The sequence below is a fragment of the Salinibacter altiplanensis genome, from assembly GCF_002894645.1.
Lineage (GTDB): Bacteria > Bacteroidota > Rhodothermia > Rhodothermales > Salinibacteraceae > Salinibacter > Salinibacter altiplanensis.
Window position 1 is genome coordinate 127,672 of sequence record NZ_NCQY01000023.1, and the last position, 15,026, is coordinate 142,697.

Sequence of the window (15,026 nt, forward strand, 5' to 3'; positions counted from 1 at the left end):
GAAGAACGATCCCGGCGAACACCCCAAGCGCGATGAGGATTTGACGCGTTACGCGGCGGTTCATGATGGGGAAGGGTTCATGATGGGGAAGCGTGGATTCGAGCCGTGTGACAGGGGCGAAAGGGATATTCTTTTCGTCTGTTCATGTTAAGACCAGAGAAACAGACCGTGCTGTCAACCCCGTCGTCGCTTCGATCTGTCGTCGCTTCGATCTGAACGCAGGGCCGACTCCACACTCGACGACGACCTCTCGGCCCAATCGGACGGGCCCCAGATCGGATCTAGAGCGACAATGGAGCTCACTTCGTGCGCCGAGAGAACGTTTGTGTGTTGATCTGACGGCGCTGCTCCTTATTCGCCCTCGGATGTTGATGCGGACGTCGCGCTGGCCCATCCGTCCAACAGACGTCCCGGGAGCACGTAGCTGAGGACGAGGAAGCCTCCCCCGGACCCGAGAAAGAGCCCGATTCGCCAGAGGGCCGAGAGCGACGCGAGGTCGACGAGAAACAGTTTTCCAACGAAGAGGACGAGGGTGAGGAGGCCGCCGATCCGGAGGAACGACTGCCGCCGCCAGGCTCCCGCCACGAGAAGGATCGCGGCGGTGCCTCCCCAGACCGTCGAAACGTACGCCTGCCCCTGCGCCGCCGGCGCAAATTCTCCCAGCCACCACGCGAGCCACCCGGCCACTACGACGCCCCCGTAGGCCCAGCGGACCCCGTCCCGACGCACAAACCAGGCCGCCCCGGCCACGAGCCCCAGCGCAACCACTTCACTAAGCGCCGCCGCCCGGACAACAGGTGTGGCGTCGGGCGCTACGGTCGCAATCCGATCCGCGAGAACAGCCGCAAGCACCGCGAAGAGGCCGTGTGCGGTGCGGCGAAACGGGGCCGCCTCAAGGCGACGAGCCAACGCCATGAGCAAAAGCCCCTCTACCCCCCAGGCCACGAGCATGGTGCCATCGCCGAGGATCTCGCTTCCGCTGTACGCCAGCAGCACCGCGGCCACCATCCCATGCACGATGGCGCTGCGCCGAAGCTCCTGCCGCCAAAGGCCCACGACGCCCCCGGCGTAGAGGCCCGCTCCGCCCCCAGCGACCACCCCCCACACAAGGCCCGACGCCCCCCACAGAAGCTGCGAACTCACGAGAGCAAACAGTGGGGGCCCGGCAACCAGGCTGTACGGAACAGTATTCGGCCCCTTGATCCACGCGCCCCAGTGGCTCTCCTCCTGCGTGTCCCCCTCGCCCGACGCGAGCCGCCCCAGTACCGGGGTGACCGCCAGCAGCATCCACGCGACGCCGATGCCCCCTTGCAGCGCCCACGCATCGGGCGGGAGCCTCCCTCCGATCCCCGTCCAGAAGGCGGTCACGCCCAGCACGAGCCAGCCGCCGGCGACCGCTGTGTACAGGAGTGACGTCCAGCCTCGTGACAGCACGATCACGCACGCCCCCGCCAATACCACGCAGGTGTAGACGGCCAGCCCGGTCATGCTGTCGACCTGCCCGGCAATCAGAAACGGCGTGCCAAGCCCCCCCACTGTGCCAATGATGGCGAGGCTCGGGGCGTCCTGCCGAACGGCGAGCACAATGGTGACCACCGTCACCGCGCCCATGCTCGCAAAGGCGATCGGGTAGCCGAGGAGCCCGTACAGCTGATAGGCCGCGAAGATCGTGGCGTAGAAGGCAGCGCTACTGCCCCCCAGGAGCACCTGTCGGAGCCGACGCCGCGAGCCGTAGACCCGCAGCCCTGCGCCGAGCAATGCGCTTCCCAGTGCGGCCCCGATCCCAACCCGCACTGCCGGCACCAGCCAGCCCTGATCGACGGAGTACTTGAACAGAAAGGCGACCCCGAAGAGCAGCAGCCCCACACCCACGTAGTTCAGCCAGTCTTCGCTCCGAAAATCGACCCACGACGCGAACGAAGTGAGCAGGCGCATTACTGGGCCCGCCTCCTCCCGGCGAGACGTGTGAGGAGACTCCTCACGCACCGGTGCTGGGGGACTCGACGTCACAGACGCACCGTCCGCCGGATCGGACACCGCGGAGCGAAGCTGTGCTACCTCGGCACGAAGGGCGTCGAGAGACGCCTCCAAACGCTCTACGCGGGCGTGGAGGTCGGAGGCGTCTTCCTCTTGGTCTGCGGATGCGGCGTCTGAACCGGTCATCGGATCCGTTGAAAGCGGCGGCTACACTCGTTTCTTCTCTGCTCCCTTCCGACTGCCACGCAGCGTTCGGCCAAGCCATCGTCCCGTGGGTCCACTTCGGGCGAGCGTGTTGACCCGGGGACTCAGAAGCTGCTGGGCGGACGTTCTGGTGCCCGCGGCTCATCAACGTACCAGACAGCACTCCAAGATCAGACAGGCGAGTTTCATTTTCAATGCCTGCTCTCCGCAGGACAAGTGTCGAGGCAGTGGGGCCCTTACGAGCCCCTTCCGGACGCTACACCAGTCGTCGACTGCGGAGGCAGCGCTGCAGCCATTTCTTCTTGCGCTTCAACAGCTTCAAGCTCATGTCCGACTGCGCTTTGTGGAAACGCTCCTTCGCCTTCGCGTGCACGTCCCGGATGTGAACGTCTATGCCCCGGCTTTCGAGGGCGTGGGCGACCTGCGTCGCCAGCGCCGAGCACTCCTGGCGGAGCTCTTCCTCCTGCGCCGAAAGGTCAAGCGTGTCGGCGTCCGGCTCTTGGAAGGGCTGGCGCTGCACCTGGAGGTTGGAGTCCCGCCCGTTGTCTTCCAGCTCCAGCCGGTGGGTCTCAATTTCCCCCTCATTGACGCCCGTCAGGGCCCACTCGGAGCGGTCGTCGGTCGGCTCGGTCTTTTCGGGCGACGTGCCCTCTTCCGTCCGGCGCCGGAGCCCCTCTTGCACCTCCCGCGTCATCCAGGCGAGCGTCTCGGACAGGCCCAGGTCGCCGGACGTGAACACGTCGCACACGTTGGCGTCCTCCTCCCACGCGTCGTAGTAGCGCATCCCCCGAAAGATCTGCTGTAGCGTCTTGGAGCGGGCGCTCACCAGGTCGAGCTTGGCAATGACGCTAATCGTCTTGATGTCGGTGCCCTCGCCGATCATGTCGACCTGCACCATCACGTCCACCTCGCCGTTGCGGTAGGCCGCCAGGCGCGCCTCCCGCTCGTCGCGGGGCACGTCCTGCCCGATGCGGGTGGCATTGAGCCAGCCGTAGCGCCGCTCCATGAAGTCGAGCACGTCGGCGGCATGGCGGTTGCTCATGCAGGTGACGAGCATCTGGTGGTTGCGCTCCTCCCCGGCACCAATCTGACCAGCCCGTTTTTTTTGGAGGCGCCCCACCGCGGGGCCGAGCAGCGTGTCGAGGTAGACGTCGTGGAAGCGGAGGCTCCGGCGGGCAAAGTAGCGGTCGAGGTGCGACGTATCCCGTCCCACCTCGTCTCTGAGCTCGCCAAGCGAGACCTCGACCTCCTCCCCGGTGTCCTCCTCCACCATTGTGATGGTGTAGTCGATCACGTGTGCCTCGATGCGCTTCAGGATGTGGCCCTCGGCGTGGGCGTCGCGCAGGCTCACCTCGTGGAGGGCGCGGTAGTGGAGCCGTTCCTGGCCGTCGTTGCCCGTCACCACGTCGTGCGGCACGCCGAAGAGGGGCTGTCCGTCGCTGCGAAGGGGCGTGCCGGAGAGGCCGATGAGCGAGTCGTACGGCAGGCGCCCCACGGCCTGCGACCAGGTGCCCTCCTCCGGCAGGTGGTGAATCTCATCCAGCACGAAGAGCGGCGAGCCCTGACTGCAATAGCGCTGCAGGTCGCGGTTGCCCGACTGCCCACAGGCGTACTGGTAGGTGGCGATGACGATGGGGATCGTCGGGTTTTTGACGAACACGCGGTCCGCGTCGGCCACGCAAAAGGGCATGCGCGGGGCCCCTATCCAGCGGAGCATGCGCGCCATCTCGTCGGCGTCGGCGTACTGCTCCTGCAGGTTGCTCCGCGGCACAAACACGACGAGCTTGTCGCTCACGCCCATGGCCCGCGCCACGGCAAAGGAGGCGAGGGCGGTCAGCGTCTTGCCGTAGCCGGGGACGAAGACACCGAGGTGATCGGTGCGGCCCTCCTGGTACGCCTCCGCGAGCTTGGTGAGGAAGGCGAGTTGGCCGTCGCGAAACGAGAAATCGTCGGCGGGGTCGAGGCCGGGCAGGCTGGCGGCGTCGACGGTGGGTACAGGCATAGGAGAACTGCGAAACAACAGGGACTGCGGGGCGGCGGCCGGGGGGAGCCCCCCCGGAAGAGCGCTTGTTGAAGGTAGGGGTCGTACGGTGGAGGCGAAAGCAGAAGCACCGGGATTACACACAGATCCCATGCCGCTCCCGCAGGGCGTGACGGCCGGCGTAACCGTACTGGGCACTCGGCCCTCTTCGGGCTCCCCCCTCTCGAGCTTGGGCATCAGGGACGCTCACTGGCCGGTGCCTCTTGCTGGAGGGACCGTACGTTTGGGCGCTCCCGGTCGTCGTTCAGCAGATGCTCGGCGAAGTACTCCGCCCGAAGCCAGAACCAGTAATCGCTCATGCTGCCGTATCCGTGCCGCTGGCCGGGAAAGACGAAGAGGTCGAAGCGTTTGCCGGCCTCGATTAACGCCTTGGCCATCCGGTAGGTATTGGCCGGGTGTACGTTGTTGTCGATTGTGCCGGTCGTCAGCAGAAGGTCTCCCTCCAGATTGCCAGCAAGCTCTGAATTCGTACCGACGGAGATGTCGTAGGAGACCTCCCCGGAGTCATTTTCGGTCGGCTCCACGCCGTGGTGCGTCTCCGACCACCAGCGGTTGTACACGTTGTTCTCGTGGTTGCCGGAGGAAGCCACCCCCACGTCAAACACGTCCGGGTACTGGAGCAGGGACGCCGTCGTCAAGAAGCCACCGCCGGAGTGCCCGTAGATGCCGACCCGGTCCCCGTCGATGAAGTCGTGACGGGCCGCGAGCTGCTCGATTGTGGCCTTCTTGTCCGCGAGCGGATAGTCCCGCAGGTTGCCGTAGCCGTAGGTGTGGTACCACCGCGAGCGGTCGGGATGGCCGCCGCGGTGCCCCGCCACCACCACAATGAAGCCCAGCTGGGCCAGCCCCACCTCGTCCCCGCCCGGGCCGAAGGCCTTCGGCACTGCCTCCGTCTGCGGCCCCGGATAGACGTAGGTGATGACCGGATACTCCTTCTCCGGATCAAAGTCGAACGGCTTGTACATGACGCCGTAGAGGTCGGTCACCCCATCGGCCGCCGTCACCTCGAAGGGCTCCGGCATCTGCCAGCCCGCCTCCTCCAAGCCGCTCAGGTCGGCCGTCTGCAGCTCCGTCACCACCTCCCCCTCGGCGGTGCGGAGGACGGCCTGGGGCGTCGTATTCACGCGGCTGTGGTTATCCACGAAGAACCGGCCCGACTCGTTCATGGCCACGCTGTGGTCGGCGTCGCCAGGATTCACCAACTCAACGCCCGATCCGTCGAGCTGGACCCGGTAGAGGTGGTCGTAGTACGGGTCCTCCTCGTCCTCCCGTCCGTTGCCCGTGGCGTAGACGACGCCCTCGTCCTCGTCGACCGCCTCCACCGCGTCGACGTGCCAGTCGCCCTCGGTGAGCTGTGCCTCCACCGTGCCGTCGGGCCCGTACCGGTAGAGGTGCGACCATCCGTCCCGCTCGGAGAGCCAGAGCGCATCGCCATTCGACAGCAGCTCCGGGCGTTGCGTGTGGAAGTACGTGTTGAATCGCTCCTCCACGACGGTCCGTGTCACCTCGCCCGTCTCGGCGTCGGCCACGCGCAGGTCCGCCTTCGTGCGGTCGCGGCTCTGGCGCTCGTACCAGAGCTCATCGGACCCATCGGAGAGCCACACGCGGCGGCGGGGCGCCTCGGAGCCGGGGTAGCGAAACTGTCGGTCGTCGATCACCGAAAGGCTCTGGTCGGCCCAGCTCGTGTCCGCAACCTGGGTCTTCTCCCGCGCCTCCAGGTCGTAGATCCAGAGCTCATCGCGCCCGACGCTGTCCTCGCCGGGCATCGGGTACTTAAAGGTTTCCAGTTCGGGGCGCTCGTTGCCGGTCGAGTGGACGACCCACAGCTCCTCCACCTCGCGCAGGTCCGACCGGACGAGCGCAAAGCGGCGGGAGTCTTTTGCCCACGAGATGTCGACGGCCTTGCGCTCGCCCCGCTCCTCCTGCTTCTCCTGGTCGGTCGTGCCGCGCCCGTCGTTGTTGGCCGCGTAGCTGTAGTACTTCTCCCCGTCCTCGGTGAGGCGCGTCTCGTCGAGATCAAGGGCCTCGACGGCCTCCTCCGCGTCCTCGCCGTCTTCGCCACGGCGTGCATCGAGCACCTTCGCGTACGCCTCCCCGTCCATCGCCCAGAGGTCGTAGTCGCGGGCGAAGACGACCGTCTCGCCGTCGGGGGACACGTTGGCCCAGCCCGGATGGTCGTCCGGCTCCTCGTAGTCTTCGAGCTCGCGGAGCGTCTGGGTCGTGACGTCGTACTCGAAGTGAAACACCTTCTGCTCGGTCTCCTCTCCGCTCCCCGCGTCCTCCACGTCCTGCTTCTGTTGCTCCTCCTCCACCTCGCCCGCCTCCTCGTCCTCTACCTCCTGAGAGGAGGTCACGTCGAACTGAAGGGTATTCTCGCCGACGAACCGGATGTTCTCGATGGGCAGGTGTTTGGCGTCCCACGGGTCCTGCGTAATGCGCGTGAGCTCGGACGCCAGGCGCTCACGGTCGAAGAGCTCACGCTGCGTACCGTCCTCGGGGTCGACGATCCAGTAGCGCGTGCCCTCGGCGGTCTCAAAGTCGTACCAGAACCCCTCGGTGCCCTCAATCCACTGCGGGTCGACGGACAGGTCGTAGGCTTTCTCCTCGACCTTGTACGGCGCGAAGCGCTCGGCCAGCTCGTAGTTGGCCGCCCCCGGGCCGCCGACGCGGGCCTCGTCGTCGCCGGCCCCCTGCCCAAACGCGGGCGCCGCGGGTCGTACCATAAGCACAACGGTCAACGCCGCGCCGACGAGAAGCAGCGGGCACGTGAGTGAACGAGGCGACGAGTGACGAGACACGAGGAAACTCCGGATGAACGAAAGGTGCATCGACAACAACACAGAACTGAAGAGAAGCTGCGAGAAGAGATACGGGCCACAGGCCAGGCGTAATTTATATCAGAGCTCTCCCAGAATGCAACTGCCAGCGTACATCCTCCATCAATCGCATTACGGGACGAGTCAGTCCGCACCAATGGCCCACGAGTTGAATCAGCTTCCAGCCCCCCACACCCCAACAGTCATGACGCACGGTAGCGCCATCGCGCACCCCTCCCCTCGTGCCCGACTCGTTCTCAGTAGTGCCAGGGCACGTCGCTCCAGTCCGGGTCGCGGCCTTCGAGGAACGCGTCGCGGCCCTCCTGCGCCTCGTCGGTCCTGTAGGCGAGGCGCGTGGCCTCCCCCGCAAAGACCTGCTGCCCCACCATTCCGTCGTCCACCGCGTTGAAGGCGTACTTGAGCATGCGGATGGCCGTGGGGCTCTTGCCGTTGATGGCCTCGGCCCACTCCAGCGCCGTCGCCTCCAGCTCCTCGTGCGGCACCGCCTCATTCGCCATGCCCATCTCCACCGCCTCTTCCGCGGAGTAGTTCTTGCCGAGGAAGAAGATCTCGCGTGCCTTCTTCTGCCCCACCTGCCGCGCCAGCAACGCCGAGCCGAAGCCGCCGTCAAAGCTGGCCACGTCGGGGTCGGTCTGCTTGAACGTGGCGTGCTCGGCGCTGGCAAGCGTGAGGTCGCAGATCACGTGCAGACTGTGCCCCCCGCCCACGGCCCACCCCGGCACCACGGCAACCACCACCTTGGGCATAAAGCGGATGAGGCGCTGCACCTCCAGGATGTGCAATCGGCCCGGTCGGTTCTCATCGGGCTCTCCCTCTTCGTCCTCGTACTGGTACCCGTCTTGGCCGCGGATGCGCTGGTCGCCGCCGGAGGAGAACGCCCACTTGCCGTGTGTTTCAGAGGGGCCATTGCCGGTGAGGAGCACGCAGCCCACATCGGCGCTCCGTCGAGCGTGGTCGAGCGCCTGGTAGAGCTCGTCCACCGTCGGCGGGCGGAAGGCGTTGAGCACCTCGGGCCGGTCGAACGCGATGCGGACCGTGCCGTGGTCCACCGACCGGTGGTAGGTCACGTCGTCGAAGTCAACCCCGTCGACGGGCGTCCAGGCGTCGGGATCAAAGAGCGTGGAGACCATCGTGCGTTCGGACTGTGGCGTGGAAAATCGATCGTGTAGGCCGTGAGCCCCGAATCTCACTGTGCCGTGCCCGGCGAGCCCCCCGCTGGTGAGGCAGTGCGGCCCGAGTCCGCAGTTGCACCCGTGAACCAGCGCCGCAGGACGTCTTCGGCGGGCTTGGCCTGGGGAGTGAACGCGGTTGGCCCCTCCACCTCGCCCGGCGGGTGCCACTTCCAGATGACGCCGCCCGCCAGCCAGGGCGCGCGGCCCACCGTGGACAGGAAGGCGCGGTAGCAACGGGCCTGGAGCGCAGAGTCGGGCACAGCCTCATCGTCGCGCTCCGGCCACTCCCACGGGGCCGCCGCGGCCCCCACGGCGCTCCGGTAGCCAATCTCCGTCAGGAGGATAGGACGACCGGTTCGCTCGTGAATTTTGGCGAGGGCCGCCCGGTGCGGGCGCCAGCCTTCCTGAAGCGCGGCGAGCGACGGGTCCTCAGCCTCCGTGAGCGGGAAGTAGGCCTGCACGCCGACGTAATCGAGCGCGTCCCAGAACTGGATGCGCTCGTACGCCTCGTGCCAGTTGGCGGCGTAGGTCAACTTGCCGTCGTAGACAGCACGCACCGAGTCGGCCAGGCCGCGCCAGAAGTGGGGACGCTCGGTGGCCGCCCGGGTCAGCTCGGTCCCCAGTACGAGCGCGTCGGCGTCGACCTCCGCGGCGAGGCGGGCGTAGAGCAGGAGGAAGCGGCGATAGTTGGCCTCCCACTCGCGCCAGCGCGCGTCGGACTCGAAGCCAATGGTGCTGCGGTCCTGCGTCTCGTCGTACCCGCCCACCCAGAGGTGCGGCTTCAAGATCACGCCCATGCCCAGCGCATCGGCCTGGCGGGCGAGGGTGCGGATGCCGCGGTGCGACTCGCTGTACCAGCCGTCGCCCGTGTCGGCCCGAACGGTGGGGCTGTCGGGGGCCTTCTGCCACCCAAACGCGACCAGGGTCAGGTGCGTCACCCCGAGGTCGCGGAGCCGTACGAGCAAGCTGGAGTCGGGGCGGGTGCGGGCGTCCAGCGTCACGGAGCGCACGTCGAAGATGGGCTTCGCGTCCGGACGCGTGTCGGCAGCCGCCGGCGACGCCCCCGTCGTGTCCCCACACCCGGCCCCCGCGACGAGAAGCACGCCGAGGGCAAGCCCGGTTGCAAGACACAAGCAGTGGAGGGGCCGGCGCATGGAATGGAGGCGCTCGTTCGAGAATGCGCCGCCTAAACTCTCCGCAGGCTCGGGTGTTGCCTGCTCGGCCTCAGATGTGCGGCCCCTCTCCCGACAGGTCTTCAGTCAATCTTCCCGGGGTGCCACGCACTTTTCCGTTCGCTGAGTCTTTGTACTTTGAGATGTACATCCTCAAGGCTTTTTGAGGCTGCTGCTCACGGTCTTCTCACTGCATTGTCCGTTGCCGTATGCCAACCTACGACGTTGCAATTATCGGGGGGGGAATTGTCGGCCTCGCCACGGCCTATCGCCTCACCGAGCAGTATTCTGACACTTCGGTCGTCATCCTGGAGAAAGAGGATCGGGTAGCGGCCCATCAGACGAGCCACAACTCCGGGGTCATTCACTCGGGCATCTTCTACGAGCCCGGCTCGCTGAAGGCGGAGAACTGCCGGACCGGCAAGCGCGCCCTCATTGACTTTTGCGAGCGGGAGGGCGTCGACTACGAGATGTGCGGCAAAGTCGTCGTGGCCACCGACGAGAGTGAGGTGCCCGAGCTGGAGCGGATCGAGGCCAAGGGCCGCCAGAACCAGGTGGACTGCACCCGCATCGGCCCGGAGCGCCTGCACGAGCTGGAGCCGCACGTCCGGGGCGTAGCGGGGCTCCGCGTGCCGGCGGCCGGCATCGTCGACTACGAGGCCGTGGCCAAGGCCTTGGCCACCCGCGTGAAAGAACAGGGGCACTCGGTCCGCACCGGAGCGGCGGTCCGCGACCTGCACGTGACACCGAGCCACGTCACCATAGAGACCCCGACCGGCGCCGTGCAGGCCCGGCACACCGTCAACTGTGCCGGCCTCTACGCCGACCGCATCGCCGCGATGAGCGGCCAGGACCTGAACACGAAGATCGTGCCGTTCCGCGGCGAGTACTACGAACTCGTGCCGGAGCGACGCTCCCTCTGCCAGCGCCTCGTCTATCCGGTGCCCGACCCGGCCTTTCCGTTTCTCGGCGTCCACTTCACCCCCACGGTCGACGGGCGCCTGGAGTGCGGGCCGACCGCCGTCCTGGCGTTCGCGCGGGAGGGGTACGGCCTCACGGACATCGACTGGGCAGAGCTGCGGGAGATTCTCACCTATCCGGGCTTTCAAAAGCTGTCCGCCCGGCACTGGCAGAAGGGCCTCCGCGAGCTGCTGCAGTCGATGAGCAAGCGGATCTACCTGCGGGCGGCCCGCAATCTCATTCCGGAAGTGCAGCTGGACGACTTTACCGCCCCGTGGGCCGGCGTGCGGGCCCAGGCGCTCCGGCGCGACGGCACCCTCGTCGACGACTTCCTCATCCGCGAGACGGACCGCGTCGTCAACGTGATCAACGCCGCCTCCCCCGCCGCCACCTCGGCCCTCAACATCGGGGCCCTGATCGTCGAGAATCACCTGGCCGACCGGCTGTCGGACCTGCAGGCCTCGGCCGCCGTCCCAGACGAGGGCTGACCACCTACCGCCCCCCAGGGCCCCCGGCCCCGCACGGCGGTGCATGGGCTGTAACTGCACGAGCCGCCCCAGGACGCACCTGTCCCCATTCGTTTCTTCCCTTCCCCGTCCCCCCAGAAAAGACATGGCCTGGATCGACGTCATCGAGCCGGAGGATGCCACCGGCGACCTGAAGGCCCTCTACGACACGATTGCCGAAACGCGTGGCAAGGTGTCCAACGTCCTGACGGTGCACAGCCAGAACCCCGCGGCATTGAAGGAGCACCTCGACCTCTACGACGCCGTGTTGTTCGGCTCCTCGCCGCTGAGCCGGGCCGACCGCGAGGCGATCGCCGTCGTCGTCTCCGCCGCCAACGAATGCGACTACTGCGTGCGGCACCACGCGGAGGCCCTCCAGGCCTACTGGCAAGACGAAGCTCGCGTACAACGGCTGGCCGACGACTATGCCGCGCTCGACGACCTCAACGATCAGCTTCGAACGGCGTGCGCGGTGGCTGAGAAGTTGACGACCGCTCCCGGAGACATGACCGAGGCCGACGTGCACACCCTGCGCGACGCCGGCTGGTCCGACCGCGCCGTGCTCGACATCGTACTCGTGACCTCGTACTTCAACTTTGTGAATCGCATCACGAACAGCCTCGGCGTGGCGGCGACCGAGGACGAAGCCACCGGCTACAACTACTGACTGGAGGCGGCGAACGGCGGATTGCCGGCCGTGCCCCACGATGGCCCGACGTCGGAGCAATTCCGGAATGAGAAGCACTGTTCGTCGTCCCTTCCGAAGGCACCACGGCTCCCTGCCGTTCAACCGTCCACCGCCCTACGCCGAGTCTATTGCCTGCTCCGGGTCAAACTCACACCGGAGCTGGGCACAGAGCTGCGCGATTGAGCCCTCGGGGCCATACATGATGGCCATATATGATGATCGCGCCGTCGGCCGAAATGCAGTCGTCGGCCCCCGGCGCGTAGTCTGTCGTGCCGTCCGGCCGCTCGATGGTTCGCACGATGAGCCCCTCGGCCCTGGAAGCCGACGGCCCGGTCGAGCACCCACTCGATCAGGAGTGAGAGGCAGCGGTCCACCCGGTCGCTGAGGGCAAGGTACGCCAGCACGCCGAGCCCCGCGGCCAGTACGAGCCCGCGCTGAAGCACTTCTGCGGGGGTGCCAGTGCTCGTAAACGACAGGACGAACGTAGAAAGGGCCGTGACGAGGCCCGCATTTCCGACCAGCATCAGCGTCAGCGTGATGCGGCGCCGCACGGGGTGGTTGACCACGTGCTCGGCCTCGTCGGTCGTGAAACCAGTCCCCGTAATGATGGACCGGGCTTGAAAACGGGCGGTCTCTCTCGACAGGCCTGTAAGCATCAGCGCCCGCGTGGCAATCCGTGTTACGAGAATCGAGACGGCAACGACGGACAGCAGGATGAGGAGCGCCGCCATGCCGGCAGGCAGCCCTGGACCGAGGCGCATCGGGGACGGTTCTGCGTTTCGAGCACCGACCCGACGTTATACCAAATGCCGACGGTCATTGTGCACATTCGTGTGGGTGATACGGGAAGAGATCGTCGCGAGGCGCGTCTCATAAGCCGCGATGCCTCGTGCTATCCCTTTCCGGCCGGCTCCACGATTACGGTCGCCCGCATGGCTGCCTCGTGGGGCACGCAGAAGTAGCGGTACCGGCCCGGGGTCTCGAAGGTGTACTCGAACGTCTCGTCCGGGGCAAGATTGCCCGAGTGGAACGGGGCCGCACCCTCCGGAAGGCGCATGCTCTCCTCCATCGTGGCCTCTTCGGAGTCGGCCGTGACCGTGTGGACAATGACAGAGCTGTTTTCCCAACGCACGGTCTCCCCAACCTCTACGCGGACTGTGTCTTTCGTGAAGGACAGGGTGTTCGTCATCCCGATGGTGACGGCCGGCTCCTCACTCGTTTGGGCGACGGCCGGTGTGGCAAGCGCTCCCATCCAGAGCACGAGCAGCCCGGCACTTCCGAGAAATTGAGGGGCAAGACGACCAATGCGTGTAGGCCAGAGCAAAGACATCGACACAGTAGTTCCAGGAGGGGTCAGTGAAAAACGCTCAACCGAGGGCGGAGCCCCGGGCCGAGTGCTTCGGGCCCGGGGCCGAACGCACCGTCCTCGTGTCACGGTGCCCGCAATCGTTACTCGCCACGCTGGCTCTCGATGTTGAGGTTCTCGAACATCACGTGCCAGAACGGAAGCTCCTTGCCATTGGGCAGCTGGAAGCCCGTGCTTACGTTGTTGTGCTCGAACTTGTGCTCGCCCTTCACAGGCATGAACGGCGCGACCATCAGGTGGAAGTGCTTGCGCGTGGGCGTCACTTCGCTGTCCGACGCGAGCTCGTAGCCCTCCGTCCGGACGTACTCGGTGAGCATTCCGTGGACCACGCGGGGCTTGTCGACGACCTCGCCGTTTTTCAGCACCGCACCCATGCCCCAGAAGGCAGCGTACGTGTATTCAGTGGGCATCAAGGGCGTCCCGACGCCGCTGAAGCCGTGGAGGAGGTGGTTGGTCACCACGCCGCCGAACGTCGGGAACTCGGGGCCGGCGGCGGAAAGCATTTCACAGCAGCGCACCGCGTAGGTGTTGCCCTGCTTGTCTTCCCAGGAGGCCTTGAATTTGACCTGGTCCTCCGTCGTGGCGGCGTCGGTGGCCGTCACGTCCTGGGCTTTCAGCATCATGGACCCGCTTGGCATGGCCGTGCTCTTGTTGCCAAACGGCGTGGGACGGTCGAGCTGCGTAAACTGTCCGTTTTCAACCTCGCGGAAAGGAACGGGCACCCCCGTCACGCCCGGCGTGCCGGTGAAGGCGAGGGGCATCTCGGGGGTCCCGAAGACATCGCTGTCGAGCTCGCGCTGGTCCGGCAGCCCGACGAGCACACCGCCGCTGTTCTGCTCAACGGCGAACGAGAGGGGGCCGCCTAGCAGCTCGGGAGGATTCTCAACGTCCCGGTGGGCCTCCAGGTAGCCATCGGCCTGATTCATCTCCTGGAGTTGCATCAGCATCTTTTTCATGTTCTTGTCCTGGGCCTGCGTCGTGTTGGCGAGCAGGACGGCAAGCACGGCCGCCGCCACCACGAGAAGCCCCGTTCGAAGTCGTCGTCCCTCATTCCTCTGGGAGGCGTTCGAAAAGAAAGGCAGGAAACGTGTAGGCAATGAAGTGCGAATCATGGGTCGTAGCGGGATTGGTGAAGGAGTGAAAAGAAGCCGCAGTGTCTGCACTGGCAGCACGGAGCCGCCCGTTTTGCTTCCGGTTTGTTCTGTAGGAGACCGTTCCATCATCGTTACGGCCCCCAATTTCCATCGCCCGTCTGCGGCCTCTTCTTGGAAACTTTGCTCTTGGCGTAACGCCTCCCTCCCCCGCCGAACCCAGTTGCCTGGAGGGAAACATTCACATCTGCAAAATCGCCCGCTCGCCCACACATGTGTCGCCTCTACAGCCTTCAGGCCACCCATCCGACCCGCTCCGCCTGCGAGCTGCTCGACGCCCAGAACGCGATGATCCAACAAAGCCGCCACGACGCTCGTGGCCTCTCCAACCCGCACGGCTGGGGCATGGGCCAGGTCACCAGCGGCACCACCTCCTGCTTCCGACAGGTGGAGCCCGCTGCCGAGAGCGAGTCGTACCGAAAAGAGGCCCTCACGACGGAGGGCACCACCGTGCTGACCCACGTCCGGCGGGCCACGGTCGGCGATCCCTCCCACGCCAATACCCACCCGTTTCGGCACGGCTCGGCACTTCTCATCCACAACGGCCACATCCCAGCCTTCGACGCCGTCCGGCCCCATCTGCTCGACCGGCTGTCCGACGAGCGAAAGCGATACATTCGGGGGAATACCGACAGTGAGCACGTCCTGGCCCTTCTCTTGCAACTCCGAGACGAGGCGCCGGACGCGCCGCTCCACGAGATCACGCGGGAGGCCCTCCAACGCATCCAGTCGTGGGTGGAGCACGAAGCCCCCAACGCTACGCCCGATCCCACCGACGCCGATACACAGTCCCTTTCCCACGACGAGCTGGAAGACATCCTGGCCCTGAATCTGCTGTGGACCGACGGCACCACACTGGCCGGCTCTCGCCTCAACCGCACCCTCTGGACGCTCGACCGGTCCGGCGTTCGTGCCTGTCCCCTCTGTGGGGACGACCACGCCGACCCCCCCC

General features: G+C 66.4%; 11 protein-coding genes. 3 read left to right on the top strand and 8 right to left on the bottom strand.

All coding sequences use genetic code 11. From position 1 onward, the window contains the following. Nucleotides 1-351: 351 nt before the first annotated feature. From B7R93_RS10760 to B7R93_RS10780, 5 genes are all read right to left on the bottom strand, one after another. Nucleotides 352-2,163, bottom strand: coding sequence for a DUF2339 domain-containing protein (locus B7R93_RS10760; RefSeq protein ID WP_103020774.1), 1,812 nt, complete (start codon nucleotides 2,161-2,163; stop codon nucleotides 352-354). A 274-nt stretch (nucleotides 2,164-2,437) separates the two neighbouring features. Beyond that, nucleotides 2,438-4,183, bottom strand: coding sequence for a DEAD/DEAH box helicase (locus B7R93_RS10765; RefSeq protein ID WP_103020775.1), 1,746 nt, complete (start codon nucleotides 4,181-4,183; stop codon nucleotides 2,438-2,440). Nucleotides 4,184-4,398: 215 nt separating this feature from the next. Then, nucleotides 4,399-6,945, bottom strand: a complete 2,547-nt coding sequence (locus B7R93_RS10770; RefSeq protein ID WP_232798332.1) for a S9 family peptidase — start codon at nucleotides 6,943-6,945, stop codon at nucleotides 4,399-4,401. A gap of 350 nt (nucleotides 6,946-7,295) precedes the next feature. Beyond that, the gene (locus tag B7R93_RS10775) at nucleotides 7,296-8,189 is read right to left on the bottom strand and encodes a 1,4-dihydroxy-2-naphthoyl-CoA synthase (protein ID WP_103020777.1); all 894 of its coding nucleotides are present in this window, start codon (nucleotides 8,187-8,189) and stop codon (nucleotides 7,296-7,298) included. Between the two features lie 56 nt (nucleotides 8,190-8,245). Next, on the bottom strand, nucleotides 8,246-9,385 hold the full coding sequence (locus tag B7R93_RS10780; protein ID WP_103020778.1) for a glycoside hydrolase family 113: 1,140 nt from the start codon (nucleotides 9,383-9,385) through the stop codon (nucleotides 8,246-8,248). A gap of 227 nt (nucleotides 9,386-9,612) precedes the next feature. Between B7R93_RS10780 and lhgO the strand changes: the two genes are divergently transcribed. Together lhgO and B7R93_RS10790 are read left to right on the top strand one after the other, a co-directional pair. Beyond that, nucleotides 9,613-10,851 carry an L-2-hydroxyglutarate oxidase gene (gene lhgO / locus B7R93_RS10785; protein WP_103020779.1) on the top strand — a complete coding sequence of 413 codons (1,239 nt, stop codon included), beginning with the start codon at nucleotides 9,613-9,615 and terminating at the stop codon, nucleotides 10,849-10,851. Nucleotides 10,852-10,975: 124 nt separating this feature from the next. Then, nucleotides 10,976-11,536: a peroxidase-related enzyme gene (locus tag B7R93_RS10790; protein WP_103020780.1), complete on the top strand. Its 561-nt coding sequence runs from the start codon at nucleotides 10,976-10,978 to the stop codon at nucleotides 11,534-11,536. Between the two features lie 146 nt (nucleotides 11,537-11,682). Here B7R93_RS10790 and B7R93_RS10795 read toward each other — a convergent pair whose 3' ends face one another. From B7R93_RS10795 to B7R93_RS10805, 3 genes are all read right to left on the bottom strand, one after another. Then, nucleotides 11,683-12,318 carry a hypothetical protein gene (locus tag B7R93_RS10795; protein WP_103020781.1) on the bottom strand — a complete coding sequence of 212 codons (636 nt, stop codon included), beginning with the start codon at nucleotides 12,316-12,318 and terminating at the stop codon, nucleotides 11,683-11,685. Between the two features lie 131 nt (nucleotides 12,319-12,449). Continuing rightward, on the bottom strand, nucleotides 12,450-12,887 hold the full coding sequence (locus B7R93_RS10800; protein WP_198598655.1) for a cupredoxin domain-containing protein: 438 nt from the start codon (nucleotides 12,885-12,887) through the stop codon (nucleotides 12,450-12,452). A gap of 119 nt (nucleotides 12,888-13,006) precedes the next feature. After that, nucleotides 13,007-14,035 carry a hypothetical protein gene (locus B7R93_RS10805; RefSeq protein ID WP_157942275.1) on the bottom strand — a complete coding sequence of 343 codons (1,029 nt, stop codon included), beginning with the start codon at nucleotides 14,033-14,035 and terminating at the stop codon, nucleotides 13,007-13,009. A 252-nt stretch (nucleotides 14,036-14,287) separates the two neighbouring features. Between B7R93_RS10805 and B7R93_RS10810 the strand changes: the two genes are divergently transcribed. Beyond that, nucleotides 14,288-15,026, top strand: a 739-nt coding sequence (locus tag B7R93_RS10810) for a class II glutamine amidotransferase (RefSeq protein ID WP_232798333.1), incomplete at its 3' end; no start/stop codon positions are given.

What these genes read in the sequence shown, in the direction of transcription:
- B7R93_RS10760 (WP_103020774.1), bottom strand. Translation starts at nt 2,163, where the DNA reads ATGACCGGTTCAGACGCCGCATCCGCAGACCAAGAGGAAGACGCCTCC.
- B7R93_RS10765 (WP_103020775.1), bottom strand. Translation starts at nt 4,183, where the DNA reads ATGCCTGTACCCACCGTCGACGCCGCCAGCCTGCCCGGCCTCGACCCC.
- B7R93_RS10770 (WP_232798332.1), bottom strand. Translation starts at nt 6,945, where the DNA reads ATGGTACGACCCGCGGCGCCCGCGTTTGGGCAGGGGGCCGGCGACGAC.
- B7R93_RS10775 (WP_103020777.1), bottom strand. Translation starts at nt 8,189, where the DNA reads ATGGTCTCCACGCTCTTTGATCCCGACGCCTGGACGCCCGTCGACGGG.
- B7R93_RS10780 (WP_103020778.1), bottom strand. Translation starts at nt 9,385, where the DNA reads ATGCGCCGGCCCCTCCACTGCTTGTGTCTTGCAACCGGGCTTGCCCTC.
- lhgO (WP_103020779.1), top strand. Translation starts at nt 9,613, where the DNA reads ATGCCAACCTACGACGTTGCAATTATCGGGGGGGGAATTGTCGGCCTC.
- B7R93_RS10790 (WP_103020780.1), top strand. Translation starts at nt 10,976, where the DNA reads ATGGCCTGGATCGACGTCATCGAGCCGGAGGATGCCACCGGCGACCTG.
- B7R93_RS10795 (WP_103020781.1), bottom strand. Translation starts at nt 12,318, where the DNA reads ATGCGCCTCGGTCCAGGGCTGCCTGCCGGCATGGCGGCGCTCCTCATC.
- B7R93_RS10800 (WP_198598655.1), bottom strand. Translation starts at nt 12,887, where the DNA reads ATGTCTTTGCTCTGGCCTACACGCATTGGTCGTCTTGCCCCTCAATTT.
- B7R93_RS10805 (WP_157942275.1), bottom strand. Translation starts at nt 14,035, where the DNA reads ATGATTCGCACTTCATTGCCTACACGTTTCCTGCCTTTCTTTTCGAAC.